Origin of the sequence: Enterococcus sp. DIV1315a (assembly GCF_051712325.1) — a bacterium.
Taxonomy (GTDB): Bacteria; Bacillota; Bacilli; order Lactobacillales; family Enterococcaceae; genus Enterococcus; species Enterococcus faecalis.
In genome coordinates this window covers 19981-43708 of sequence record NZ_JBIOOS010000002.1, presented here as the reverse complement: position 1 = coordinate 43708, position 23728 = coordinate 19981, and the positions used below count along the sequence as shown (strand labels likewise).

31 protein-coding genes and 1 pseudogene are annotated in these 23728 nt (G+C 34.3%); 1 reads left to right on the top strand and 31 read right to left on the bottom strand.

Features of this window, described 5'->3' with window-relative positions; genetic code table 11:
• Position 1 precedes the first annotated feature (1 nt).
• The 5 genes and pseudogenes from IGJ03_RS12900 to IGJ03_RS12880 form a co-directional block, all read right to left on the bottom strand.
• A complete protein-coding gene (locus IGJ03_RS12900) occupies positions 2 to 199 on the bottom strand; it encodes a hypothetical protein (protein ID WP_438711219.1) in 198 nt (65 codons plus the stop codon).
• 231 nt (positions 200 to 430) lie between these two features.
• The gene (locus tag IGJ03_RS12895; protein ID WP_438711231.1) at positions 431 to 625 is read right to left on the bottom strand and encodes an excinuclease ABC subunit C; all 195 of its coding nucleotides are present in this window, start codon (positions 623 to 625) and stop codon (positions 431 to 433) included.
• Positions 600 to 1106 (bottom strand): annotated as a pseudogene (locus IGJ03_RS12890) (hypothetical protein). Before IGJ03_RS12890 ends, IGJ03_RS12895 begins: the two are co-directional and overlap by 26 nt.
• Positions 1107 to 1109: 3 nt before the next feature.
• Entirely contained in the window at positions 1110 to 2426 is a 1317-nt protein-coding gene (locus IGJ03_RS12885) for a Y-family DNA polymerase (protein WP_438711217.1), read from the bottom strand.
• 115 nt (positions 2427 to 2541) lie between these two features.
• Entirely contained in the window at positions 2542 to 2793 is a 252-nt protein-coding gene (locus IGJ03_RS12880; RefSeq protein WP_438711215.1) for a hypothetical protein, read from the bottom strand.
• 91 nt (positions 2794 to 2884) lie between these two features.
• Here IGJ03_RS12880 and IGJ03_RS12875 point away from each other — a divergent pair, with 91 nt between their 5' ends.
• Complete coding sequence (locus tag IGJ03_RS12875; RefSeq protein WP_002409262.1) at positions 2885 to 3013, top strand: hypothetical protein; 129 nt, start codon at positions 2885 to 2887, stop codon at positions 3011 to 3013.
• Positions 3014 to 3286: 273 nt separating this feature from the next.
• On the opposite strand, the gene IGJ03_RS12870 is transcribed toward IGJ03_RS12875, so the two are convergent.
• The 26 genes from IGJ03_RS12870 to IGJ03_RS12745 form a co-directional block, all read right to left on the bottom strand.
• Entirely contained in the window at positions 3287 to 3556 is a 270-nt protein-coding gene (locus IGJ03_RS12870) for a hypothetical protein (RefSeq protein WP_438711213.1), read from the bottom strand.
• Positions 3557 to 3765: 209 nt separating this feature from the next.
• Positions 3766 to 5583 (bottom strand): P-loop NTPase fold protein, encoded by a 1818-nt coding sequence (locus tag IGJ03_RS12865; protein ID WP_438711211.1) that lies wholly within the window; start codon positions 5581 to 5583, stop codon positions 3766 to 3768.
• Between the two features lie 758 nt (positions 5584 to 6341).
• Positions 6342 to 6962, bottom strand: coding sequence for a recombinase family protein (locus IGJ03_RS12860; RefSeq protein WP_438711229.1), 621 nt, complete (start codon positions 6960 to 6962; stop codon positions 6342 to 6344).
• 181 nt (positions 6963 to 7143) lie between these two features.
• Positions 7144 to 7626: a hypothetical protein gene (locus IGJ03_RS12855; protein ID WP_438711209.1), complete on the bottom strand. Its 483-nt coding sequence runs from the start codon at positions 7624 to 7626 to the stop codon at positions 7144 to 7146.
• Positions 7627 to 7755: 129 nt separating this feature from the next.
• On the bottom strand, positions 7756 to 7938 hold the full coding sequence (locus tag IGJ03_RS12850; protein WP_033782423.1) for a hypothetical protein: 183 nt from the start codon (positions 7936 to 7938) through the stop codon (positions 7756 to 7758).
• Positions 7939 to 7963: 25 nt separating this feature from the next.
• Positions 7964 to 8623: a DUF2786 domain-containing protein gene (locus IGJ03_RS12845; RefSeq protein ID WP_438711207.1), complete on the bottom strand. Its 660-nt coding sequence runs from the start codon at positions 8621 to 8623 to the stop codon at positions 7964 to 7966.
• Positions 8616 to 8789 carry a hypothetical protein gene (locus IGJ03_RS12840; RefSeq protein ID WP_425141854.1) on the bottom strand — a complete coding sequence of 58 codons (174 nt, stop codon included), beginning with the start codon at positions 8787 to 8789 and terminating at the stop codon, positions 8616 to 8618. Before IGJ03_RS12840 ends, IGJ03_RS12845 begins: the two co-directional genes overlap by 8 nt.
• Positions 8790 to 8839: 50 nt before the next feature.
• A complete protein-coding gene (locus IGJ03_RS12835; RefSeq protein WP_425141855.1) occupies positions 8840 to 9172 on the bottom strand; it encodes a hypothetical protein in 333 nt (110 codons plus the stop codon).
• Positions 9173 to 9261: 89 nt separating this feature from the next.
• Positions 9262 to 9696 (bottom strand): hypothetical protein, encoded by a 435-nt coding sequence (locus IGJ03_RS12830; RefSeq protein ID WP_425141856.1) that lies wholly within the window; start codon positions 9694 to 9696, stop codon positions 9262 to 9264.
• A 187-nt stretch (positions 9697 to 9883) separates the two neighbouring features.
• Complete coding sequence (locus IGJ03_RS12825; protein WP_033624755.1) at positions 9884 to 10612, bottom strand: hypothetical protein; 729 nt, start codon at positions 10610 to 10612, stop codon at positions 9884 to 9886.
• Positions 10613 to 11261: 649 nt separating this feature from the next.
• Positions 11262 to 12521 carry a PcfJ domain-containing protein gene (locus IGJ03_RS12820; RefSeq protein ID WP_033788782.1) on the bottom strand — a complete coding sequence of 420 codons (1260 nt, stop codon included), beginning with the start codon at positions 12519 to 12521 and terminating at the stop codon, positions 11262 to 11264.
• Entirely contained in the window at positions 12521 to 13300 is a 780-nt protein-coding gene (locus IGJ03_RS12815) for a Cas9 inhibitor AcrIIA9 family protein (RefSeq protein ID WP_033788623.1), read from the bottom strand. The genes IGJ03_RS12820 and IGJ03_RS12815 overlap by 1 nt, the downstream gene beginning before the upstream one ends.
• Positions 13301 to 13524: 224 nt before the next feature.
• A complete protein-coding gene (locus IGJ03_RS12810) occupies positions 13525 to 13716 on the bottom strand; it encodes a DpnD/PcfM family protein (RefSeq protein WP_002393004.1) in 192 nt (63 codons plus the stop codon).
• Positions 13701 to 13886, bottom strand: coding sequence for a hypothetical protein (locus IGJ03_RS12805; protein WP_425141857.1), 186 nt, complete (start codon positions 13884 to 13886; stop codon positions 13701 to 13703). Before IGJ03_RS12805 ends, IGJ03_RS12810 begins: the two co-directional genes overlap by 16 nt.
• Positions 13887 to 14688: 802 nt before the next feature.
• Complete coding sequence (locus tag IGJ03_RS12800; protein ID WP_002360769.1) at positions 14689 to 14964, bottom strand: type II toxin-antitoxin system YafQ family toxin; 276 nt, start codon at positions 14962 to 14964, stop codon at positions 14689 to 14691.
• Positions 14957 to 15223: a type II toxin-antitoxin system RelB/DinJ family antitoxin gene (locus IGJ03_RS12795; protein WP_002369771.1), complete on the bottom strand. Its 267-nt coding sequence runs from the start codon at positions 15221 to 15223 to the stop codon at positions 14957 to 14959. Before IGJ03_RS12795 ends, IGJ03_RS12800 begins: the two co-directional genes overlap by 8 nt.
• Positions 15224 to 15325: 102 nt before the next feature.
• Entirely contained in the window at positions 15326 to 15574 is a 249-nt protein-coding gene (locus IGJ03_RS12790) for a hypothetical protein (protein ID WP_002369773.1), read from the bottom strand.
• A complete protein-coding gene (locus IGJ03_RS12785) occupies positions 15571 to 16155 on the bottom strand; it encodes a thermonuclease family protein (RefSeq protein WP_425141858.1) in 585 nt (194 codons plus the stop codon). Before IGJ03_RS12785 ends, IGJ03_RS12790 begins: the two co-directional genes overlap by 4 nt.
• Before the next feature lie 23 nt (positions 16156 to 16178).
• Positions 16179 to 16619 (bottom strand): single-stranded DNA-binding protein, encoded by a 441-nt coding sequence (locus IGJ03_RS12780; RefSeq protein WP_425141859.1) that lies wholly within the window; start codon positions 16617 to 16619, stop codon positions 16179 to 16181.
• A gap of 101 nt (positions 16620 to 16720) precedes the next feature.
• Complete coding sequence (locus tag IGJ03_RS12775) at positions 16721 to 17215, bottom strand: J domain-containing protein (protein WP_438711205.1); 495 nt, start codon at positions 17213 to 17215, stop codon at positions 16721 to 16723.
• A 32-nt stretch (positions 17216 to 17247) separates the two neighbouring features.
• Complete coding sequence (locus IGJ03_RS12770; RefSeq protein WP_202565443.1) at positions 17248 to 17514, bottom strand: hypothetical protein; 267 nt, start codon at positions 17512 to 17514, stop codon at positions 17248 to 17250.
• A gap of 606 nt (positions 17515 to 18120) precedes the next feature.
• The gene (locus IGJ03_RS12765; protein WP_438711203.1) at positions 18121 to 20118 is read right to left on the bottom strand and encodes a helicase HerA domain-containing protein; all 1998 of its coding nucleotides are present in this window, start codon (positions 20116 to 20118) and stop codon (positions 18121 to 18123) included.
• Positions 20118 to 20822 carry a hypothetical protein gene (locus IGJ03_RS12760; protein ID WP_349807570.1) on the bottom strand — a complete coding sequence of 235 codons (705 nt, stop codon included), beginning with the start codon at positions 20820 to 20822 and terminating at the stop codon, positions 20118 to 20120. Before IGJ03_RS12760 ends, IGJ03_RS12765 begins: the two co-directional genes overlap by 1 nt.
• Positions 20823 to 21346: 524 nt before the next feature.
• Positions 21347 to 21904, bottom strand: a complete 558-nt coding sequence (locus IGJ03_RS12755; RefSeq protein ID WP_033600476.1) for a helix-turn-helix domain-containing protein — start codon at positions 21902 to 21904, stop codon at positions 21347 to 21349.
• Positions 21905 to 22057: 153 nt separating this feature from the next.
• Positions 22058 to 22684 (bottom strand): hypothetical protein, encoded by a 627-nt coding sequence (locus tag IGJ03_RS12750; protein ID WP_438711201.1) that lies wholly within the window; start codon positions 22682 to 22684, stop codon positions 22058 to 22060.
• A 60-nt stretch (positions 22685 to 22744) separates the two neighbouring features.
• A complete protein-coding gene (locus IGJ03_RS12745) occupies positions 22745 to 23728 on the bottom strand; it encodes a CHAP domain-containing protein (RefSeq protein ID WP_240213991.1) in 984 nt (327 codons plus the stop codon).

Below are 23728 nucleotides of genomic sequence, written 5' to 3'. Positions count from 1 at the left end.
CTTATTCCTCCATTTCTTTTTTTATATTATATGCAAATGTTTGTATATAATCAACTACTAGCTCTGTTGCAAAGTTTTTCAACAAGGCTCCTATATTAGAAATACGGACAGATTGTTCTCTATAATCTAGTATAGGGGGTACGGGATCAATGGTACGAAAAGTTGCGCTTTGTAAATAAAAACGAACAATAGAAACCATATCAAAAAGCTCTATTTATTTTTGGCATGTGTCAAAAATGTTAAAACAGGATTTTGATACATGAAATCATGGGTTTTCATCGTATGTGAGAAAGTAAGCATTTTGAAACATGATTAAAAGACGAACAATACTAACAATTTATTGGTTTTTATCTGTTAATAAATCCGAATATATTTTTTTCTGATTTTTTTATAAATGCTGATATATCAATATTTAGCAAACATAAAATAATTATAGCGCAACTTTTAGCTCTCTTTTTAGTACGTATACTCGTTTACATAACGAGCATTTGTACTTACCTGAATCACTTGACACTCTGCTCGCAAGACACCCACACGTACACTGAACGTATGCAACGCCACTTATTTTATTGTTGTCTTTAATCACTGCACCCTGGTAGTTAAATTTCTTCATAAAATTCTCCATCATCGTAATAATCTTTCATAAAAGCATCGATTGATTCTTATTCTTCATCTGATAATTCTGGAAGTACGACGTCTGCGAAAGGATTTTCCAATGTATCTACTGCAGACCACTTCAAAAAGTTATGAATTTTAATATAGCGTATGTCATAAAAATCAATTTGAAAATCTCCAATTAAAACAACATCAAATTCATCCATGCCACGAAAAACTCCGAAAACATGAGGTTTTACACGACCATATTCGTCTAACGAATTTAATTGAATTTCTAGCACTTTATTTTGTTTAATTGAGCGATCTAATAAGTATTCTATTTGTACTTGAGATTGCTGTGGCAGTCTTTCAACCTCTCGTGCATTAAATTCATCCGTTTCTTTGATTGCTGCTTGCAATTCACCTAGAGGAAATGCAGTTGGCCATTTCAACTGAAATGGGCGATCTATATAATCATTATAAGGTGTAAATTCTTTTTTAGTTTTCTTCATTTGTTAACCTCCAAGACCGACGTTACCACCTGCATGACCACCAACTAAGCCCGAACGATTCACAGCTGTTGCTCCATCTAAAAGAGAAGAAGCATGTATCAATGCTTTAAAGCCAAATTTTTGACGTATTTTATCAATCAAATAATCCAACTGATTATCTACAATTTGTTCTTCAGGAACAGAAAAAAGATCTAACTGAAGGGTAGTATCCCAAACCAGCTTTCCAAAGGAAACGCCTAAATTACGAATGTCTATTCCAGGAACATAGTTTTCTCGAAAAAGCTTTAAAACATGCTCGGTTAACACTTTTGTGTTGTTGCTACGAGCGATTTTAAGCTGTTTTCGCCAACCAGACCTGCCCAGTCCATCAACTTGTCCTTTAGAATAACCAACAAAAATTGAAACACACTCAGTTTGACAGTTTGAATTTCTCAACCTGGTTGCTACCTGGTCTGAAAGTTCCTTCAGCACTAATTCAATTTGATCTCTTCTTGCGTAATCTCTAGGTAATACCTGACTATTTCCAAAAGACTTTTCTTTAGCAACTTGTCTTTTTTCTCCTAAAAAACTTCGATCAATACCCCAAGAATGAGCGTACAGCTGGAAACCCATGACACCAAAACGTTGTTTTAAAATGTACGGATCTGCATGTGCTAAATCATAAATCGACTCAATTCCTGACATCTTTAAACGAGCTGCCATACGCTTGCCAATCCCGCAAAATTCAGTGATAGGGGAGATCGCCCAAACTTTTTCTTCTACGTTTTCGTATCGCCATTCTGCAACAAAACCTGGTGTATTTTTTGCTTCGTTATCTAGGGCCAGCTTTGCTAACAATGGGTTATCTCCAATGCCAATCGTGACGTATAGCCCCATATGGTTATAAATGACACGTTGAATAATTTTGGCCAATCGATAAGCAGTATCACAATTAAAATACTTCAGAGAAGCAGTTATATCAATGAAGCTTTCATCTACACTAAAAACAGAATGGTCTTCATCTGCCACAAACCGTTTGAGCAGATTATTAATTTCACTATTTCTCTTCATATATAAATTCATTCTTGGTGGAACAATAAGCAATTTTGGGTGATCAGGCACTTCATCTTTACGAGTCACATTAGAAATTCCCAGGACTTTTTTTGCCATTGGCGAAGCAGCAAGCACTAATCCGCCTGCATTATCCGTACCACTCATTACTATAAGCATTGTTTTGAGGGGATCTAAGCCACGTTCTACACATTCTACGCTCGCGTAAAAGGATTTTACATCGATACATAAAACATCTCGCCGAGGTTCTTTGGAATAATCAAATTTCATGCAAAAAACCGTCCTTTCGAGTTACATTATACGAACTAACGTTCTGTTTTGCAACAACAAAATTTCAGTTTTCCGAATTATTTTAAATTTAAAGTAGCTCAGAAATCTACAGTCATTATTTTTTTAGTTTGTTTTTAACGCTCAAGTAGATATCAACCAACCAGTAAATAATTGTAATTAATACTATTACTTTTAGAAAGTTCACCATGAATACTAGATTGAATGCGTATTTTAACCACAAAAGCCATAATATAATCGCGATAACTACTTTTCCAAAGGTATTCAATTTCCTAAGCAATAACCAATGTAAGAAATCTTCTCCTTTGTTTTTAGTAGCTCTATATTCTTCTAGAATATTTTTTTTCATGTTTAAACCTCCTTTTTCTCATCTTATATTAACATATATGCAATTGCATGTTAATATAAATATAATGAAAAAGAAAGGAGGTAGTTTTCTTATGAAAAAATTAGCACTAGGTTCATTGCTTTTAGTTGCTCTAGGTGTTATCGGGACATCTTTTGCTTTAACTACTGAAGTAAAACAAGAGGCTGGATATGGACATCCTCTTATTGATCACAAAATTTAAGTCAAGAAAGTCGTAACCTTTATTACTATTAATAATAGGTTACGACACTTCAATGTATTCGTTAATATATTTACTGTTTTGATCCTTACCTTTATCCGTTAGTAATTCTTCAGTGTAAATTTCTTCTATTTTAAGAAGTAGTTTAAATTTCTAGTTCTTATATATTTTAAATCTAACACATAAAAACTAGAAATTTAACTTAACCTCAATTTAAAATAATATCAAGTAAATCACTTCTTAAGCTTTTAATTCTATCTTTATCCTCAATTTTTATCACATTACATTGGTATTGATAAAAGTTCCTCTTTCTTTTTTTTTGTATTCTTCTCCAGAACACACTGCTTTTAATTGTTGTAATATGGCATTATAGCTATACGATGCTACTCGATTACTTATTATATTAGGGTTAGTTTCCAATAAAATAAATTCTAAGCATATCTGTAATTCGAAGATTGTTCGCATAAAGATATCTGCATTTTCTGCCTGTTTATTATTTAAAAGAAGTGAAAATCCTTTCCATCTCACCATAAGTTTCCTAAACATTTTAAACAGATTTTCATTTATTAGATACCATTCACATAGTCTTTACTAGTCAATATCACTTATATATCAGTAGTACTGTTATAAATCAAGACTCCTTACAAATGAAGAAAGAAGCCTTATTCGCTATATAGTTGCATGAGGCCTCTTTCTTCCAATACTTTTGTTTAATTCTTAAATACATTATGCTGATATATACCAAACTTTCCCTATTACGTAAGAGTAAGATTAACTACCCTTTTCTCTTTGATTTGGATGCTATAACCTTTAAATTTTAGTTTATTAATAGTAGGTTTAATTTTCTCTAAAGCTTTGTCTACATTTTCTAAATTTGTTTCTCGTAAATCATTGTATATTTCATTATAAACAATAATTTCTTTAGTTGTAAAATCGACATCAATTAGGAGTACATTATTTAAAATCATTAAGTATTCAACATAATTTTTTGAATATATTAATTCCAACGCTTCCCAATAACTTTCATCCCAGTCGTAATTGTACCACTCGTTTTTCATTGAAAGAAAAGCTAAAAAATAATATCCTTTCTTTTTGCCATCTGTAAAGTCTTCGGAATTCAAATCTAAGCTATTATACATTCGTCCGAGTTTATAAAAATTAATAGATAAATAATATTCTAAAAAATATATTTTTTGACTAAAGTCAAAATTATATTTGTTTAAAATAGCAAACCACTCATCACGAATCTCACTATCTTTCATTCCTGCATATTTAAATCTTATGTTGTTCTCAGCACCTACAATAAAATATATCAACGATGAATCTTTGTCATCATAAATGTTTTCCAATGCCTTATCTAATAGATTCTCTTTTTGTTTTGTTTCCATTCTGTTGTATTTGGTCGATACAAAATAGTAAAAGTCATCATTCAAATTGCCACTTTCCACCATTTCTTTTTTAAGGTCTGGGCTATTTAAAATTAATGTGGCATCATTCTCTGTTAGTTTTTTTACTACTTCATAAAGATAATATCCTTGTTTATTTTTTATAAATGCTTTTGGATACCCCTCTGTCTCACTTAAAATTTCTTTTATGGTTTTGAGGTCCTCATCAGCTATACATTCATTCAAGTCCATTCCTTTTAGTAATTCCATATATTTCAGTGGATAAAATAAATACAAATATATGATTGCTAATTGTTGATCTATTTGTACATAATATTTTTTATTTTTTCGTACCAATTCTTGCTCAACATAATAATGAAACATTCTTCTTTCTCTTAAATTCCTATTCTCTTCAATAAATAAATTTATTAAATGTTGAGATACATTAGTAGATAGAAGTTCATTAAGATCTTCAAAGTAATTCTCCCATATATTCATAGGATACAAGCTAACTGGCAATTCAATTTTATGATTAATGATTTTTTGTAGATATTTAGATTCCATTTTTGTGATTAATGAATAGTCGCCTACAAAAATAATTGGTAATTTACCATTCAAACAGTTAAATAATTTATATGCTCCTTCTTGATTTTCCGTAGAAATTCTATCAAAATCATCTATCACTAAAACTTTTTTTTTCAAAAGAAATTTCGTTTTGTTACTGTTTAAAAACTTATAATATAGAGAATCTGATTTATACTTAAAAAACTGCCATACTGATACACCCAAAGTCACCAAGGTACATAATCCAATTATTATTTTACTGTTTAAAAATCCCGGCAAAAAATTCCAGAGATTTTCTTTAACAGCTGGTGTAACTAATATTGATAGTATGACACATCCGACAAATAATAATTTACACCCATTATATATAAATGGGTGTAATATTGTAAAAGCAATATTTATAGCAGTTCGATCATCTTTAATTGCCCATAAATTTAAATTTATAAATTTTTTTTTTGAATAGCTCTCTACTCCTTTTAAGAACTCAGTTTTCCCCATTCCCCACTCTCCATTCAAAAAGAATGTTGAATTTTGTTCTAATAATTCAGAGAAATATTTTGCACTTTCTGTCGTATCTATTTTCTTCAGAATATCTTTGTCGTCTACTTTTGTTTCTGATAACATGGTTTTTATCCCTCTTCTTCGTTTTCTTGTTGAATCCTAATATCTACTTTACTAGCTTTTTTTAGTAGCCACTGTTATAATAGTATTGAAAAGAGGACGTACTCGAAATACGTCCCCCTGTAGACCGTTTAAAGCGGTGGCAAGAATTAAAAGTCAAAATAGACCTGTCAGTCTGGCCAAAGATTATGACGGTCTATTTTTTGTTGTTTTTATCACTGATTTTTAGAATCAATGTTGCGAAAGTCATCGCAAACATTAATGCTTCAAATACAGACACATTTATTCCTTTCCAGGAGTAAAGCCAAAAATCAACATAGGCATCCCCCATTTCTTTTGGGTTTAGCCAACCGCCATAAACTTTCTACTTGCTTATTATACCATATACGACAAGTTGAACTCTACCAACGTTCATACGTAATGGACTCCTAATATCCTTTTTTAAATCATCGAAAGAACACAACTAAAGATTTCCTTTACTTTTTCAATCGTTTTGAGCTACTTCGTTTGTTTTTTCATCGATTAATACATAATTTCCTTGAAACAACTTGTATTCTTTTTGGCTACTACTACATTTCAATCGGTTATATAGTCTTAATTATCTCTTGGCTAACTGTCCGCAATCACTTAAATTTCTCCTGTCTATAACTATAACTTATAACCATTTATTTAAATTCTTACTTATTTTTAGGATTTACCCGAATAACTTCTTCAGCAGCTGAATAATTTTCTCTCTATTTTCCATAATAACTACTCCTGAATTATTTATCACTAAGTAACTGCTCTTCCTCTGCTTGTTTCTTGATTCGCTTGAGAGTAGATACAGAAATACCTGTTTTCCTTTCCACTTCTCGCATGCTGTTTGTTTCCATTAACTCGAGTGCATGTTTATATTTATCATTCAGAACTCTTTTCGGACGTCCTTCTCGATAGTTTTTATTGTTTGCTCGATGCCACTGTTTTCCTTCTTGTGTTCTCGTGACAATTAGGTCTCTCTCAAATTGTGCGAAACTCCCTAACATGTTCATCATTAATGTTTGCATCGAATCACTTTTATTTGGCTCAAAGGTTAGGGCATTATCTAAGAAGGTGATAGTCACTCCTGAATTGTTTAAAGAAGAGATAATCGAATTTAAATCAACAATACTTCTAGCCAGCCGATCAATTTTCGTCACTAAAACTTTATCTCCAGTTTTTACAATAGAAAGTAGTTCTTCTAATTCTTTTCTTCCTTCTTTTTTTGTTCCCGTATATTTTTCACTGAAGATTTTTTCTGCTCCAGCTTGTTCTAGTTTTTGAATCTGGGTTTTGTAATCTTGATTACTAGTACTCACTCTTGAATAACCATAAATGGACAAAATTTCCTCACCTTTTCTGAACATAATTTTTTGACCCTTGATAATTCCAAGTATAGCACGAAAAAACAAATAGGTCAAAAACTTTTAAGTTTCTGACCCCTTTGGTTTTTCGTGATTAAAACACAACTTGGTTGTGTCTTATTCGAAGCGTTATCTCTTTATTTAAAATAAGTATTTAAATAACCTAATAAATATATCTTTATAGTTATCCAAAAATTTGTTCTTCATAGTATTTTAGTTCAACGTTAACTCCTTGTAGCTTACTCTTCTCTTTTTCATTGAGTATATTTGAATTGTCTGATAATAATTTGTTGATCAAGTTCGTAATCCTCTGAACAGTGTTCTTATCTTTTAATGGATTATATATTTTTTGATTTGAATTCGAAATGAATCGGTAGGTCCACTCTGTCTCTTGTTTAAATCTTTCTTCAAATTTATTCTCATCATTCGCTTCGCCTTCACTACTAATAATACTGTAGACTCGGCCAATTCCTATAAACTTAACTGGTTTTCTTGCAAATTCTAAAATGGAACTCTTCAAATTTTCCTCAGAGTAGTAGTTTTTATATAGCCAAGAAGAAAATTCAGTTAATCTAAAAAATGAAATTGGAGAAACATTTTCAAACATAAACATAAGCAATTCATTCGCAAACATTCTTTCTTTAAAATTAGACTCCTGTATCAGCACATACCTCTCATCCAACCACTTAAAATACATATTACATAGAGAGTTCTTCTTAATTTCAGATTTTACTGTATCATATTTTAAGAATTCAGGAAAATCATTGTCAAATCTGTTTAACTGGCTATTTTATTATTATTCGACACATTGACTACACAAGTCTTCTTCAATCCAATAACAGCCCCCTGGACATGCATTAAATTGAGTACATCCACAAACTCTGCACCTACTATCGTCCGGATCAAAAATTTCATTTAATTCTTCTTGCTCCTTCTGATATTTTTCAAATCTTTCTAAGTAGGAATCTAAATCAGGCATATTATTTCCTCCATTTATAAATTCATTAGTTGATTAACTCTTTACTCTTAAATTGCAAGCCTTCCTGGTAACCAGAATGAAAAGCATCTAAGTTTTCAACCTGGTGTGAGGTGTCTTTTCCTTTAACCAAGCCTAGCTTTGAGACTTCTTCATGGACTGCAACAGGCAGTTGCAATGCAAGTTCGTAACCATTCGTAAGTACCTGGGCTTCAAATACTGAACTAAGAGCCGTCAAATACCCTTCGATATAGTCTTGTTTTAATTGCCATTTTCGTTTATATTTTCGCTTGATTTCCGGTTGTTTCATAAACTCTTTTGAACAAAAGGCAACACTACCTTTTGCATACAAAAATGTAATTTCTGCAATTTCTACATCTGTTGATAATCCGACATAATGTAATTCTATATCCGAAGAACTTTGATAGTAATTCTTCACACGAAAATTCTTTGCAATAATTCCAGCTAATCTGTATACCCATTTATGCGGTTTTCCTTTGTAGATCACTTTATCGATAACTGTCTCTTGTCTTTGGTGTTGCTGATAATGAAACACTTCTTCTTCATCAATACCATAGGCCAACATTAATTCCTGGGCCTTTGCTAATGCAGACATTGATTCTTCATCGTTCGCATCGTTTGCTAGTGCTAACAACCGTTGAATTTTATCTTTTCTTTTTTCATCCATTCGTATGCTCCTGGCTCATAGTAATCTTTAAAATTGGATCATCTGCTGTATTTCTTGGAAAACCACACACGACTCCTTCTAACGCTCGTTCCATTTTCGTTTGTTTTTCGGTTCTTTCCTTTTTACTTTCATGATATAACTTATTCAAATCAATTTTTTCAGCCATGCTTTACATCCTCTCTTCTATTAAATGTTGTTTCTATTGCCTTGCTAAACTCAACTTTTTTTAATCTTCTGTATGGATTTTTTATTGTTTTTGATCAATGTATCAATCATGTTTTGCGTGATTGCATCCGGAATATACCCTTGTTTAATAAATAGCAGCTTTTCAAGATTGGCTCTGTACTTGTTGATTAATTTAACGTTTTTTTTATCCACTTGATCGCCAGATCCAGAATGATACACTTTTTCTTTCAAGCGACGCTGCTCTTTTCTAAGCACACTAAGAGCAATCGTTAATTCAGACGTATTGAACGATTCAAGTTCTTTTATCGTCGTATATTGGTAAAAGCAAGGATCTTCTATTATGGTTAATTCACGTATTTCCATGTTCGCTTTCCGCCTTTCTTATAATTCCTTACGTTAGGCTTCAGCTGGGCCAAAAAGCCCAACTGCATAGATAAAATATATTTTTTTATCTATGCAGTTCGTAAAAGACTGCCTAGTATTGGATCAAATTGAATCATTCCAAATTCTGAAAATGCAGGATTCGTCGTATTAACTACATACACATATTGCCTATAAGATTCTAAATCCCTGTGACAGTAAAGCCAATCACTAGTATCGCGTCCAACGTAGAATAATGATAAAAATCTCTGGCCATCCGCTGTTTTATTTTCAGTTACATAGTACACCAGGAAGCCATACTTCTTTTCGGCCGTCTTTATGATTGCCTCTATTTCTTCGGTGACTAAAATATTTTCACCTTGAAAGTAATTGCTGGTGTAATGGCATTTCCCTGTTTCCATGAACTCATCAATGACAGAACTTGATAGGTCGGTAAGCAGCATTCTATACCATGCTTCTTTTTTTAGAGTTTCGTTGGCCATTGTCGTATTACTTAATCTTCTCATTTGTATTCCTCCAAAAGCAATATTTTTTTTTAATTCGTTACTGTTAGATAATTGTTCTATTCTATGAGTTGCAATGAATCCTTGCCATAACTCCATTGTTATGGCAGGAACCCATTGAATATTTTTCTAAGGTACGCTATACTTATTCATGACTATAAATAGTTAACGTCCTAGAAATCTTTTGTCTTCAGCAAAAGGTTTCTTTTTTTGTGCTTTCAGCTGCAGGATCTAATAACTTATTGATAAATTCCTTATCTGCATCTGTACAAGCCGGATAATAGTTAGAAATGAAGAAATCTCCATTTTCGTCAATTTCTAGTGCTACTTTTCGCAACCCTTTAACGAAATAGAATATCGGCTTTTTCTTCCATTGTGTTACTGCACCGCTTTCTATCAGTTCTTTTGTTTTCTCACTCATCACCTTATTTTCATCCGCTTCTTTCATTTGTTCCAGGGTCGCAATTTTATTTTTTAGTTTCGTGATTGCTGCACCGTAGGTTCTCGCCTTAATGGCAGGCTTCGTCTTGTTATAAGCCTTTGCTTTCTCGTTGGCTTTTTCAAGCTCTTTTAGTTCATTTTTAAAGTAGTCAATGTTATTGACGCTTGTTTTTGCGCCAACCGTCGCATAACTTGATTTACCGACCACATGAACGTCTTTAATTAGCTCGTTTTTTTCCTTAAAGTCTTCTACCTTTTCCAGCATTTCCACTCTTTTTTCTTGTTTTTCTTGTTCCTTCAGTAATTTAATTGCACGATCATGATAGCCATTTACTTTCTTATAAATGTCCCCACGGCCAATAATGTTAGGCTGTCCAAAAGGGATACGGTCATGTTCCGCTCTAATTAAGCGGTGTGTTTCTTCGCTTTCTCTTTTTAGTCGTTGCAATTTCCCTTGTGCTTGTTCAAGTCTAGTCATTTTTACTCGCTTCTTTCTGTTTTTTATTTTTTTCAAAACTCATTTTTTTTGAAGATTTAGGAAGGGGTGCTTCTTTTGAACTTCGTTGGTTCGGTATTTTTCTGTGGTCCTCTCCTTTCTTTGTTTGCTGTTATGATCCATTTCTTCAGTGAGTTTGAGGTTTTGGGTGCGCAGAGAACAGACATCAGACACAAAGAAAACACAAGGGCGAGCTTGCTCGTGCATTTTACCCTTGTGTTTTCGACTGGCTGTTGTATGATTCGCAAGTACACAAGGCCGGCTCACTGAAGAAATGATAACCGCAAGAAGGGGCCGAGTGACAGAAAAATGGCATAGAACCAACGCCTTTTTTCTGTAGCAGTGAAACTGCTTCAGAAAAAACTTAAATCTGCGGAACGCTTCCTTGTGGTCTCACAAGGAACAACTCGTGTCAATGTCCTTTTCCGTTAAGCGAGGAACGAGTAGGAAAAGAGAAACGTTCCCCAATCGGCACGAATGGGAATAGAACGTTTAATTGACTCGTGTTGAGTGCAGCAGAAAATCCATTGGTTTTGGAGCAAGGGCGACTGCACCGCCGCGGAACAATGGATTTTGTCCTAGATTTCGGTTAGGAATGCTAAGAACGGTCTTTTCTTAGCATTCCTAACGTTTAATCTTTAATGACCTTGACCCATTTGTCTACCGCTTGTTTCAATTCATCTGGTACCTTTTGTCGATTCTTCTTTCCTTGTAACTGAACAACCCTATTGTAGTTGTACTCTAATGTGAAATAAGATTTTTGAGGGTTCTTCTTCTCTCTTACGAAGATAATCGTTGTTTCTCCCTTTGCGTGTCTGCTTATATAGCTTGCTACGCAATGGTTTAGTGCTTTTCCTTCTTTTTTTATGTCGTTTGCTCGTTTAGGTAACACAAATGTGTACCCATCAATATCTCGTTCATACTTCCTTAATTGTTCCAAACGTTCTTTTATTTCTTTATCCCTTTCTTCATAGTTCACCTGATTAATTCTATCCACTGCACAATCGTGTGCGACTTCTAAATCTGGCGGTAACTGATTACGTTTGTTTATTTCTATTTTTAGGAGCGTTAACATATTGAGGTAGTCTTGATAATACTTAAATGACTTTCCTTGCTTTACTAACCAATTCTGAAACTTAACAGCGCCAATCTCATTTGGAAAATCGGATATGTCGCTCTTTAATACGTATTTTTCAATCCCTTTTACCATTGGTATGTTTAAGCTTTCAAATGTTTGTTTCAGCTGTATCTCTTTTAAACTATTGTCTGTATTCTTTAAAAATGTTTTGTACTTCCTTAAACAGTTCTTTGTAAGTATTCGCATGTCTACTGCACCACTCATAACATCATATGCTAATTTATGAGCATTTATTTTCTGAGCAAATTCTATCAAGGTTCTATATTTGTACGTGGTAGCTAAATTGTCAACGTTTAATCGCTCTAAATTTAGATATTTCAACTCTGACACACGTTCTAAACGCTTTTTCCATTCATTAGGATATAAGGCTATGCCCATATTGTAACCATAATATACAGGTAAACATATCTTTCCAATCTTGATATGTTGATTATTTGAAAATATTTCAATACATTCTAGCTGTTCACGAAAACATTGCACTCCATTTTCATACTCTGAAATAACTTTGTAGGTCTGTACTTCAATTCGCTTACTTGTACTTAGTATAATCTGAAAACAACTGCTTGAATCATAAAAGGTCAATCGAGAGTTCTTTCTCAATTTTTTCTCAATTATCCAATCGTGTTTTCTTGTTGAAGAAACAATGGTTTCATTTTTATTTTTCCATACATATGTCCGAAAAGAAGAGTAGCACCATTCAAAGAACGCTCTTGGCGGTTGTAATTTATTCTCTACATAGTCATTAGTATTCATTAAAAATCTTCCCCCTCAAACAAATCTATTTCGTTATTATTCTTGGTTTCTACTGGTGTTGGTCGCTGTATTTTTTGATTGATATAATCGCTTTTTATTGTCGCTTGTATTTTTGGCTTATCCGTTGGCAGTTCGTCAAGCGTATAATATTCTCTAACCCAGTTAAAAACAGTAATGTGACTAGCCATTGCCCCGTTGCCATTACGTATTTCATAGGCCTTTTGAGTGCAGTAAGCTTCCGCCCCTTTCAATGTTCTATTTTCCTTTAAAATACCAGCCAAAAGGTCTTTATCGGTTTGTTGGCATAGCCAGTCGTGAATGGCTTCTAGTCTATTGTTAGGTTCGGTTTCTAGTTCTTTTAACATCTTTTCCAGTGCTTGCTCTTGTATAGTCAATTGACTAGTTAAGTAAAAGCGTTCATAAGAAAGTCTGTCGCTAATTACTAGCCACTTGTATTTCGTCCCTTTATCTATCGTTTCATCAATGGTTAGATAAAGGGACGAGTAGTTACCGTCGGGGTCTTTAATCGCAACGGTTGCTTTTTCTGGTAGCTTTTCAAGATAAGAAAGTAATGTCACGACTGGATAAAGGGCTACTTCATAATTAGGATAGAAACATAAAAATTGAAAGTCGTTTCCGTTCTTTTCTATCTTGTCCTTTTTGAATGCTACACTTATATAGCCTTGTGTGTCGTCAAAAATAGTGGTTGCTAGATTTTGATTGTATTGTTTAAGTGCGTGTATCAATTCTTTTACGGTTTGTATATTTTGAAAGTCCATAACGTTCCCTCGTTTCTTTTGTTAGCCCAACCTCTTAAAAATTAAGAGGTTTGGGAAAATTCACTTGTCAAAGGTCATGAGATACGTTATACTTGTTTTACATTATAAACATGCATAACGTTTTAGAAATCTTTTGTTAGTGGCAAAAGATTTTTTTTTTTTGTGCTTTTTTCGTGGATATAATTCAATACCTCTGAAATATCTTTTTCACCTCTTTCGTTGTTTTAAGTGATAAATTCCGTTGTTTCGTGATTCTCTTCTGTTAAGATTATTTCTTGGTCGTAGTACATGTTAGAAACCAATTCATGTGCTTGTTCTTCGCTTTCAGCGTAAACATATACAGCGACTTCTAACGTTTCAATAATTGTCACACAATATTTTTTCTTTTTTTCTGCCATTCCTACACGTCCTTCCATTCAATGTGGTTCAACAAAAATGATAGTTGGTTTAAACGGTCATTGGCATTTTTTAAACAACCATAATTTAATAACAGCGTGACAGTATCATTTTCATTGATTGCTTGGCTTAATTTTTGGTATTCCAATTGTGCCTTTTCTAGGTCAAGTTTTAATTGTGGGTCATTCATTTTAACCACCTCCATTCAGGTTTTTGGGTTTTGAACAACCATTTTTGTTAGGCGTTTGAGGAAGTGAAGCTGGACGGTCAAAAATTCCTTTTCGTCAAACGGTGTAGTCTACCCCCTTTTTCGTTTTTGTTTAGGTTGTTCATTTTCGCCAGTGTGTTCGTGTCGCTCGCTGTGCCGTGGAAGGACCATAGACATAAAGAAAAAACAAGGGCGAGCTTGCTCGTTTATATACCCTTGTTTTTTCGATTGGCTGTGGTACTGTAGCAAACAGTGAGCAGCACGTTACACACTGCAAAATGAACGGCCTGAAAACGAAAAAGGTCGCGTGACACTGTTCTGACATCAGAAAAGGGATTTTTGACCGGAACGCCCTTGACTTTGTTTTCTAGTAGGTATGAAATACCTACTAGAAATGTTAATCACTGCGGAACGCTTCCTTGTGATCCCACAAGGAACAACTCGTGTCAATGGACTTTTCCGTTAAGCGAGGAACGAGTAGGAAAAGGAAACGTTCCCCAATCGGAACGAATGGGTAGAGAACGTTTAATTGACTCGTGTTGAGTGCAGCAGTTAATCCGTTGGTTTTGGAGCAAGGGCTACCGCACCGCCGCGGAACAACGGATTCATTCCCTTTTCCCGAACTAAAAAAGGCGCACGTCTGTATAGATCGTTGCGCCCTGGTCTTGCATGACTATTTTTTATTGTGTTAAAATTACTTAGTACAATCGAATAATCAAAAAAACACTACTATTCGTCTGGTCGTTTAGTAGTGTTTTTTATTGATTTGTAATATCTTTCCGATTCATCGAAATAATTCACTATGTGAGCCTATTCGAGCTAAAGTTAGGATCAATTTATCACCGTCAATTTTATAAATCAGTAACCAATCTGGTTCAATATGGCACTCTCTTGTACCTATATAATTTCCTGTTAGTGCGTGGTCTTTATACTTTGGCGGCAATGTTTGCTGTTCTTGTAAAAGTACTAATACTTCTTTTAACTTCTCTAAATTCTTTCCTTGTTTCTTTGCTTTCTTAAAGTCTTTTTTGAATTGGTTCGTGTAAAATATTTCAAGCATTTAAATCCTCCATTAAATCCTCCACGGAAGAAAATCCACCATGAACGTTTCCTTCTTTAATGTCTTTTAATGCTTGTAGAGTCTCTTTGTTTCCCTTATTAATCATAAAAGGAATTGCTTGCTCATTAATAGACTGTTTTAAGAAAATAGTAATTGCACTTGTCATATTTAACCCTAAATCATCAAATAATTGTTCTGCTTCTTCTTTTAAATTTTCATCAACATTTACATGTATAGGTTTCTTTTTTGTAGTAGCCAACTTCATCCCTCCTTTATGTATATAATTATAACACAAAATGTTGTTATTAACAACATTTTGTGTTATAATTTCTCACTAAAACCTTTCAATAATTCATAACGGCTAATTATTAATTTCTCCATGGTATATGCTGGGTAGTAACGTGTTCCTATTGTGGTCTGTTCTCGTTATTGGTGAAAAATCTTTCTCTAACAAAGGAAGTGAAGTACATTTAAATTTGTATCCTCTTTCTTTCAGTTCTTTAGTTAAAAAACCTTTTGGGTCAACAATTACTTCCACATCATTCTCCACATTCACCTTCCATACTTCACCTACTCCTGGTACTGTAGATTTTAAGATCCTATCTTTCATGGCTGAAAGCCCCTTTCTGTCACATATCCTGGAATGCTCCAAATTCCTATCAATTGACTTTTAGCTTGTTCTTGCGCTTTCTCTAATTCTTCTAAGTACTTAGTATTTGGCTCTTTTACATAAGCCACACGTGCTAAACCTTCACTCACAAGCGTTTTTTGTAGTAATGTTCCATCTACAAATATGTAGCCCAACGCTCGGCCGTAGCGGTCTGTTTTATCTCCCTTATCATATTCAAAAGTAATTTCTGAAGCAGTAGACAAAAGCTCTTTTGTGCGTTTGCTAGCTTCTAAGCCATAGGGCTGAACTTTTGTGTTTGGTTTTACCGTCTCCGGTGTGTCAATTAATAAAAAGCGAACCTTTTGTTCTTTTCCATCAATCCTCAAAACCGTGGTATCGCCATCAACATGACGGACAAACTCAGCTGGTATACGTTGATCGTTTGAAATGGTTTGAGTAAAATTACCAGTAACATCATTTGAAATATCTTGTGCTTTTTGTTCAAGACTTGCGCATCCTGATAATAAAAAAGTGGCTACTGCTGTAAGCAGCAGCCACTTTTTACCGATTAACTTTTTCATTTTCTCCCTCCTTCAGATAAATTTTAATGATAAGCAGGCGGTTCTGTATTTTCTACACCGTGAAACGGTTCATTTCGTGGCATTTGTTGATTTTGTTCATTCATAATATGACTTGTCGCACGTTCTTCCGTCGCTTTTTTTGATTCTAACAGCTCAATATTATCAACCAGAAAGCTCATTTCATAGCGTTTTACTCCTTCTTTATCTGTGTAATTGTTATTTACTAAATCACCTGAAACCTGAATTAATGAGCCTTTGGTTGTATGTTTCGCTAATAGTTCGGCACGTTTCCCCCATGCTTCAATGTTGATAAATGTTGTTTCAAGTTCTTCTTTTGTTTTGTTATAACGGCTTCGTTTTACTGCTAATGTCGTTTTAACAACCTTCAACTCGCCTTGTTGTGTTTGGATCGTTTTAATTGCTGCTTCCTTTGCTAATCTTCCAGTTAATGTAATGTTCATCATGATAAATTCCTCTTTTCATATTTTTTTATTTTGTCGTCCAAAGAGGTTTTACCTCTTTGGACGTAGAACCTAGTTTTTTCCTAATATAATTCAATTCCTAGTTACGCTGTTAATACCTTTTGTTTGGCTTGCTCTTCTTTCACTACCTGCGAACCATACATATTGCGAATATCGGTCATATCGTATTTTTTCTTACTACGTTTTTTATATCCTTCAGGGGCTAAATACCAGGACTTTTTGTTGTTGCTCCATTTCATATTTAAAGCTTTTAACTCTTCTTTATAAGGCTTTGTGTTCCCTGATACCCATAAGAATGCACCTATCACTTCAATTGAAACATTTTCCATTTTTAGCGTTAACAACTTGTGTATGATTGCTTGCCATTCTTGCGGTGTTTCTGTCGTTTCTTTTTGGTAGTACACACCTTCTTTATTTTTGTGTGTATTTTTAAGTTGGTTGAATAAGGCTTCATACTCGTTATTTATTTGCGCCATTTCTTTATCAGTACCGCCCATGTCTGGATGGTATTTTAAAGCTAGCTTTTTATATACGCGTTTCAATTCTTCTAATGTCGTTACGTCTTTGATAAATTTCATGTTAATCGCCCTTTCTGGTTGTTGCTGAGCAGCTAAGCTGCCCAGCGTTCCAATTTTTCAATTGATTTTTTATCATTTTCAAGGTCGGATTTTGTGTACCATTCAGGTAACTCTTTATCAGAAAATAGACTGTAGATAAATTCTAAGATTTCCATGCTTTCTCTAGCTTTAACAGCTGATTCACATTGATTAACGTAATATCTTACATCTTGTCTAAGTCTATCGACATAAGAATAATGAAACGTTTTGTTTCCTTCTACCATTTTTTTAAATCTGTTTTTTTCTTTTGTTGTTAGCATTTTGCTTTCCTTCTTTCATTTTTTTATTTTCAAACAACCAATAAATAACTATTTTTGTGTCAACGCCTTTCCAACCAATCTTTTCGGTTGAGAGAGTGAGGCGCCGGGTGTTAGGGGTGCAACCCCTAAGGTCTTGATTAGGCTCGTTTTTAGACGAAGGTCTGTTTGTTTGATTTCGCTTTTCAGTTTTCAAAGATCAGAGGGGAAATTCTGGTTAGATTCCCTTTTCGTATATCGGTCGTTCGGCATAACCGACTAGAAAACATGTTCTGTCGGGGGGCAAGGGTCGGCTTGCCGATGCCACTTGCCCTTGCCCCCCGACAGGTTATGTTTTAGGTTATACTCGCCGAGTGACTGATAGACGATTAGGGAATCTTAGAAATTACACGGCTGTGAGAACTGATAAATCAAACACGCTAGCCCTTCCTAAAAACGGGCCTGATTCAGACGCATGGCTTTTGCGTCTGAATCACTACGTCGGTTCTCCGACGTAGAAAAAAGAACGAAGCTTGACTTCGTTCTTTTCCTCTCTTAGGTGAGCATATGCGAACTCAACCAATCTATTGGTGTTCTTCTGAAAGAAGAAAAGCACTGACTTTTTTACTCTTATAACCCAGCTAAAGGATTACGTGCAAAAACCTTTTCTTTGATGGGTTCTAAACTATTCTTTGTTTTATCGACTAATAAAAACGTCCAGTTTGGCATGTCTTTTACCTCGTCTGGATCAAACCAGAATTTGTGAACATTTCTTACTGTTCCACGTTCTCCTTTCGTTTCCCATCGATTAAACATTCCACCTTTATTTTCTGTCATAATTGTCTTGTCAATATCTTCATACGTACCTGCTGTTTTTGAAGACAATTCAGCGTTTTCTGCATAATTGGTTCTTCCTAACAGAAAAATATTTACGTTATCAATAACTCTTGCTCGTAAGTCCATTGTTAGTGTGATTAAATCAGAGTGGGATTGTATGCCCAAAACTGCCCCAAAAAGCGCACTACGCGCTTTTGAAAGGATATCTATAATCTTTTCACTTGCGTAACTTCCAAACTCATCAAAGAAACCTATAGCCCCTTTGAATTCGTCATTACTGCCATACAATTTCGTTACACAATGGGCAATATCTGAAATAACGAAACGACCTATTCCTTTGATAAAGCTTGAATAGTCATTAGAATTGAACGAAAGTAAGATAACATTTCCGTCTTTTAGTTCCTGAAGAATATCCAAATTCATTTGAGGATTTTCTAATTCAATAAATTTATCTCCTAAGTCAGAATAAATGAGTAGCTCAATTTGAGTACGAAGTCCTCGAATTAATTTAATCGCTTCTCCTTTCATTTCTGCAATTTCATCCAAATCACCATAAGTTAGCTCGCTTTTCTTGAAGAAATAGCGAATATACTTCTCATGCAATGAATTATTCGATGCAACACTAGGTAAATCTTTTTTCGTTAGTGACTGCCCTGTCGCTTCTTTTTCTGTTAAACTAGAACATTCTTTTATAAAGGATTCTGCTTGTTCCAGGAACAAGTAGTTACCGATTTCATTTAAATCTAAAAATCTGTGTATTGTTTCTAAATCCATTCGTAACGGATCTCCTTGTGCTGGCCGATTTTCACGTGTTTTTTCTACTTCAATATAATCTTGTAAAAAGTTAATAATCATTTGAAGCATATTTTCACTTTCTTTTTCATAAAAGGATTCACTCCAATCCATGACAGCCATTAACCGGTCTTTAATGGCTGTAGCTTTTCCGTATCTTACTGGATTGTAGTGCATGTTGGACCTATCAGAAAAAACAACTAGTTTTTTTCCATAGGCTTCTACAACGGACTGTATTTCTTTTTCTGTTTTAGGATCACCTTTTCCGTCAATGTACACACTTCCTAATCCGTTTCGCAAAGCACCTTCTAATATGGAATACATGAGGGTAGACTTCCCGCTCCCTGTAGTACCTTGAATTAAACAGTGAGTAAAAAAATCTTTATAATCTAATAGCACTTTCTTTTGAAACAGGTTTAATCCTAAAAACACTGCTGTGTCGCTAGAGTTTCTATATTTAGTCTGTTCTTTTTCCAATTTCACTGAACGATTTTCAAAGAATTTTTTGAACTTGTCACTATCAATCTCTGCTTTTTTCTTGTCTTCTTTTTCATTTACTAACCATGTTTTACTTAAACGTCTATAAAGTAATAAAAACAAACCTGTTAAGGTCCCAATGGTTAAAAACAACATCAAATAACTAATCGTTGTAATTTCAAAAGGCTGTCCATTTTGAACAAGTTTTGACATTGTCGAAACAATTGGTTCTGATACAACATTCCAAATACTTGCAAATTGCAACAATGGTAAGTATCCGTAATTTGAAAAGCCTATTATCAAAAATATACTGAAAGAAATAAAAATTAAGAATTCTATCCTTTTTGGTAACTTTCTTTTTAATAAGTACGTTATCACTACTGAGATAACGACTGCAGGTAAAAAGAAAAAAACTAAAACAGCTGCAATCAGCGCAAAGAGGGCAACTCCCCACATTTCATTTTGTGTTTTTGAAGATTCTTTATCAAAACCAAAAAAATCAGTTTCTTCTGTGTTTTTCATTACAATCGTTTCCTCCCTATTTCATAAAATTGTATGTTTAAATTCAAACGTCGTGCATTAGTTGCTACATGGTCGGCTATGGCCGAGTCATCGTATATGTAGCAAACTTGTGTAATCAGTCCTTGTCGCTTTTGATCAACATACCATTTCAGTTTCGTTTCTAAAGCTTTTTTTGATTTCCTTGTCAACTCTAATTCGTAAGATATCCTACGAATTTGTCCGTCTACTTCTATGGAAATGTAAAAATCAGGAATCTTGTTTCGTACCACTGCTTTCTCACGTCGTAACCATTTCCCTGTGTATTGCTGATTCAATGTTAAATACTTTTCAGCTAAAATCTCACGTTCTGTTGTTAAAGTAAGCTCATTGGTCGGAAAGTCTTTGCGTAGCAAAGCAATACTTTCCGAAATAGCATCATTCATCATCAAGTTGTGCCGTAAAGTAGCTAAGTTAGGTTGTTTATCTCCCTGTACATAACCAAAATTCAAGTAACCGATGTATTCACTACCTTTTGTTGTAATGTAATGCGCGTATTTTGATAACCCTTTGAACGTTTTAATAAACCCCAGGTCTTCTAATTTTTTCAAAGCAATACGCAAATTGTTCTCAGCAATTGACAGTCGTTGTAATATCTGAACACGTGTCATAATTCCGTATCTGTCTAGCAATTTTAGTAACTGATACGTTTTGTCTGTTTCTTTCACGCTCTCACTCCATTCCAAAAATCATTTTTATAAATAACACACTGTCTTATGCATTTAACCGACAGTCCCAAGTACATTGGGACGCAGGCGGAAGGGTTGATGTTCCCTCTTTCAAATGTTATTGAAAGAGGGCGGAGGGTGTTAGTTTAGTATTCCCCCATGATTGGGGGCTAGGGGGTTGATCCTTTATCCCCACCACCACCATCCCATCCCATCCCCATTATTATTTATATTTCCTATTTTTGTTATTTTCTCTATTTAGTTTTCGGCTTTATTTATCTTACTTATTCTTTGTTGTGCTGCTCGAGACTTCACTCCATCGTAAGTTTACGTCGAGGGAGTGAAGTCTCGAGCAGCACAACATTAGAATTGTTGATAAATAAAGCCGAAAACGGGCCCCTAGCGTACTATCAGTAGTATGTGAACTAGTACCCCAATTAGTATGTGTTTCACCTCTTGTTTTTCGCGTGAAACACGTGAAAAACGACTTCTCAGCTCTGTTTTCTATCTTCACTAGAAAGTTGTTATTTTTTCCAAAATTGCCACCAGGGCGATTTTGAGCCTGTTTCTACATCTTCAAACATTTCTGGATCAATGAAAGGTTCTTGCTGATTGGTTTCTATAGATAAGTTTTTATTTTCAAAACTTTCAAGTACTTCCCTCATCGATTGCTGGGTTTTGTTGTGCAGCTGCTGTTCTTGATTTAAAAGTTGGCGTAAATCTTGCTCCCTTTCTCTTGAATGAGAAAGCTGCTCTTTTAAGTCTGCAATAGTTTCCATTAATTGTTGCACCTCATGATCTTGGGTGTTTGTTTCTTTCATACTTGAAGGGATCAACGCTTTTATTTCTTGCGTTTCATTCTGCTTTTTTATCTTATTATCACGTTTTTGTTCAGAAGAAATCGTACTATTTTCGTCTTTTGTTAACTCGTTTAACATCTTGTTTACGTCTTCTATGTGATATTTTTTTCCGTTTTTCTCTTCTACCCCTTCCAAATTATTTTGCTTAATGTAACGATAAACTTTACTCCGGCTTAATCCGGTGTTTTTTACAATTTCAGAAACTGAAAGTGTTTCGCTCATTTAATCGACTCCTTTCGTTATTGTTGTTTCACTATCGTTTCACTGAAACATATTTAAAATCCTTTTTGGACAAGGTTTATATGAATTTAAAACAGAGTGAAACGATAATTGAAACACTCTGAAATGTTATTTTTTTATTTAAAATTCGTGATTTTAATAATAATTTTCAGTAATTCGTAATGGCTGTATCTTAGTAATTTCCCAAGATTTATTTTCCATTTTATCTAAACGAATAAGTAAATTGTTTTGGGTTTCCATTGTTTTTGATTGGTTGTTTGTTGTATCAACTTGTTGTACTTTTACTGATGCACGTACAATTCCTTCTGCTCTTTGATCATTTTTCTTTTCAATGTAAATATTCCCTGATTGATATTTTGAGTTCCCCAAAGCCACAATGTTTGTGTGTTTCTTCTCCGTTTCTAAGGTTTGCTTGATTTCCTCTTTTAAATCATTTGAAAGATATTTCGAGTATTTCTCGTAGTTGTCTCCATATGTTTCGTATGTGTAATAAGACGTGACAAATTCTTGAATTTGTTGACTAACAACTGCGTATGTTTCATCCTGAACCACAGTAGGTTCTTTTTCTACTTCTTTAGATTCGCTAGTTTCAGTTTTTTCTGATTCTTTGGTACTGATTTCAGGTTTTACAAATGAACTAGTTGTTTCAGCTGTAGGTTTGTTATCCTGTACTTTCTTTTCACTCATAGATACCCAAAAATTAGATATAATTAAAAAAGCCAGTAAAATAAGACCTATTACTGGTATTACATATTTACGCATGTAAATGACTCCCTTCTAATAAGAAAGCACAGGCCGCCTTAAATGGCATAATGACCTGTGCTACTTTTTTACTACCTTTCTGACAACCGACTGAATGATTCCCGAATCCATTGACCGATTGTATTGTGCTACAATTTCCCCTTGTTCTGCATTCTGTTCCACGGTTTGAAACTGTCCGTCTTTTCCAACACTGGTAATCACACCAGTGTGGCCATAGACGCTTAAAGCAATTCCACCTTGTCGCCAATTAATAACGTCCCCAGCTTTTAATTGATTAAAACTTGGTGCAAATATTACTTGAAAACCGTATTGTTCCCAAGGATAGTCACTTCCAATATCTGAAGCATTCATTTTCCCGCTCCCCATTAATTCAGGACCTCCAAGAGAACGTACATACATAGCGGTCCATCCATAACACTGGCCATTTTCAACACGTGTGCCTAAGGCTCTTGAAATAACTTCATTATTGATTTGACCAGCAGGCCCGCCACCAGGTGTTAAAACTGGCGTTCCTCCCAATAGCTCTACGAATTTCTTCACACTAGGTATCCATTGATTGTTTAGGCCTGTTGGATCGTTTGTCGCTCCAACAGGTGCATACGTTGCTCCTAAACTTTCAATTGTCTTTAGTCCTCTCTCATTAATGAGATTGTTTAGAGTCTTTCCTGTCATATCTAGGCCTTCGTCTAACGTGTTGAAATGTAATATGGTACTTCCAATCATTTGCCCAGAAGGATTGTTGTGTTCGATTAAAGCAGGGCTGTTTCCTCCTGTTTCTTGCAAAATAATAGCAATCATTAACACAATATCAATGTTGTATTTTTTTGCTACTCGTTCAAAACTAGGTAATTTATCCTTCAAGTAAGGATAGTTGTTTAGAAACGACTGAACTTTTTCACGATTGTAGGTAAACAATACGCCAGTTTGAACGTCAGCTCCCCCTAATCCTATTTGTTCGTCGCTACCAGTTGTAACTATCATCCCTAAGAACAACAACAATACTGCGACAACAACAAAAATTTGAGTTTTCATAATTTTAAACAT

What these genes read in the sequence shown, in the direction of transcription:
- IGJ03_RS12775 (WP_438711205.1), bottom strand. Translation starts at nt 17,215, where the DNA reads ATGAAATTTATCAAAGACGTAACGACATTAGAAGAATTGAAACGCGTA.
- IGJ03_RS12830 (WP_425141856.1), bottom strand. Translation starts at nt 9,696, where the DNA reads ATGAGAAGATTAAGTAATACGACAATGGCCAACGAAACTCTAAAAAAA.
- IGJ03_RS12750 (WP_438711201.1), bottom strand. Translation starts at nt 22,684, where the DNA reads ATGCGTAAATATGTAATACCAGTAATAGGTCTTATTTTACTGGCTTTT.
- IGJ03_RS12900 (WP_438711219.1), bottom strand. Translation starts at nt 199, where the DNA reads ATGGTTTCTATTGTTCGTTTTTATTTACAAAGCGCAACTTTTCGTACC.
- IGJ03_RS12780 (WP_425141859.1), bottom strand. Translation starts at nt 16,619, where the DNA reads ATGATGAACATTACATTAACTGGAAGATTAGCAAAGGAAGCAGCAATT.
- IGJ03_RS12765 (WP_438711203.1), bottom strand. Translation starts at nt 20,118, where the DNA reads ATGAAAAACACAGAAGAAACTGATTTTTTTGGTTTTGATAAAGAATCT.
- IGJ03_RS12790 (WP_002369773.1), bottom strand. Translation starts at nt 15,574, where the DNA reads ATGAAAGATAGGATCTTAAAATCTACAGTACCAGGAGTAGGTGAAGTA.
- IGJ03_RS12870 (WP_438711213.1), bottom strand. Translation starts at nt 3,556, where the DNA reads ATGTTTAGGAAACTTATGGTGAGATGGAAAGGATTTTCACTTCTTTTA.
- IGJ03_RS12805 (WP_425141857.1), bottom strand. Translation starts at nt 13,886, where the DNA reads ATGAATGACCCACAATTAAAACTTGACCTAGAAAAGGCACAATTGGAA.
- IGJ03_RS12810 (WP_002393004.1), bottom strand. Translation starts at nt 13,716, where the DNA reads ATGGAAGGACGTGTAGGAATGGCAGAAAAAAAGAAAAAATATTGTGTG.
- IGJ03_RS12865 (WP_438711211.1), bottom strand. Translation starts at nt 5,583, where the DNA reads ATGTTATCAGAAACAAAAGTAGACGACAAAGATATTCTGAAGAAAATA.
- IGJ03_RS12835 (WP_425141855.1), bottom strand. Translation starts at nt 9,172, where the DNA reads ATGGAAATACGTGAATTAACCATAATAGAAGATCCTTGCTTTTACCAA.
- IGJ03_RS12770 (WP_202565443.1), bottom strand. Translation starts at nt 17,514, where the DNA reads ATGCTAACAACAAAAGAAAAAAACAGATTTAAAAAAATGGTAGAAGGA.
- IGJ03_RS12815 (WP_033788623.1), bottom strand. Translation starts at nt 13,300, where the DNA reads ATGGACTTTCAAAATATACAAACCGTAAAAGAATTGATACACGCACTT.
- IGJ03_RS12785 (WP_425141858.1), bottom strand. Translation starts at nt 16,155, where the DNA reads ATGAAAAAGTTAATCGGTAAAAAGTGGCTGCTGCTTACAGCAGTAGCC.
- IGJ03_RS12875 (WP_002409262.1), top strand. Translation starts at nt 2,885, where the DNA reads ATGAAAAAATTAGCACTAGGTTCATTGCTTTTAGTTGCTCTAGGTGTT.
- IGJ03_RS12840 (WP_425141854.1), bottom strand. Translation starts at nt 8,789, where the DNA reads ATGGCTGAAAAAATTGATTTGAATAAGTTATATCATGAAAGTAAAAAG.
- IGJ03_RS12885 (WP_438711217.1), bottom strand. Translation starts at nt 2,426, where the DNA reads ATGAAATTTGATTATTCCAAAGAACCTCGGCGAGATGTTTTATGTATC.
- IGJ03_RS12825 (WP_033624755.1), bottom strand. Translation starts at nt 10,612, where the DNA reads ATGACTAGACTTGAACAAGCACAAGGGAAATTGCAACGACTAAAAAGA.
- IGJ03_RS12755 (WP_033600476.1), bottom strand. Translation starts at nt 21,904, where the DNA reads ATGAGCGAAACACTTTCAGTTTCTGAAATTGTAAAAAACACCGGATTA.
- IGJ03_RS12860 (WP_438711229.1), bottom strand. Translation starts at nt 6,962, where the DNA reads ATGTTCAGAAAAGGTGAGGAAATTTTGTCCATTTATGGTTATTCAAGA.
- IGJ03_RS12850 (WP_033782423.1), bottom strand. Translation starts at nt 7,938, where the DNA reads ATGCCTGATTTAGATTCCTACTTAGAAAGATTTGAAAAATATCAGAAG.
- IGJ03_RS12845 (WP_438711207.1), bottom strand. Translation starts at nt 8,623, where the DNA reads ATGGATGAAAAAAGAAAAGATAAAATTCAACGGTTGTTAGCACTAGCA.
- IGJ03_RS12880 (WP_438711215.1), bottom strand. Translation starts at nt 2,793, where the DNA reads ATGAAAAAAAATATTCTAGAAGAATATAGAGCTACTAAAAACAAAGGA.
- IGJ03_RS12895 (WP_438711231.1), bottom strand. Translation starts at nt 625, where the DNA reads ATGGAGAATTTTATGAAGAAATTTAACTACCAGGGTGCAGTGATTAAA.
- IGJ03_RS12745 (WP_240213991.1), bottom strand. Translation starts at nt 23,728, where the DNA reads ATGTTTAAAATTATGAAAACTCAAATTTTTGTTGTTGTCGCAGTATTG.
- IGJ03_RS12820 (WP_033788782.1), bottom strand. Translation starts at nt 12,521, where the DNA reads ATGAATACTAATGACTATGTAGAGAATAAATTACAACCGCCAAGAGCG.
- IGJ03_RS12800 (WP_002360769.1), bottom strand. Translation starts at nt 14,964, where the DNA reads ATGCTTGAAATATTTTACACGAACCAATTCAAAAAAGACTTTAAGAAA.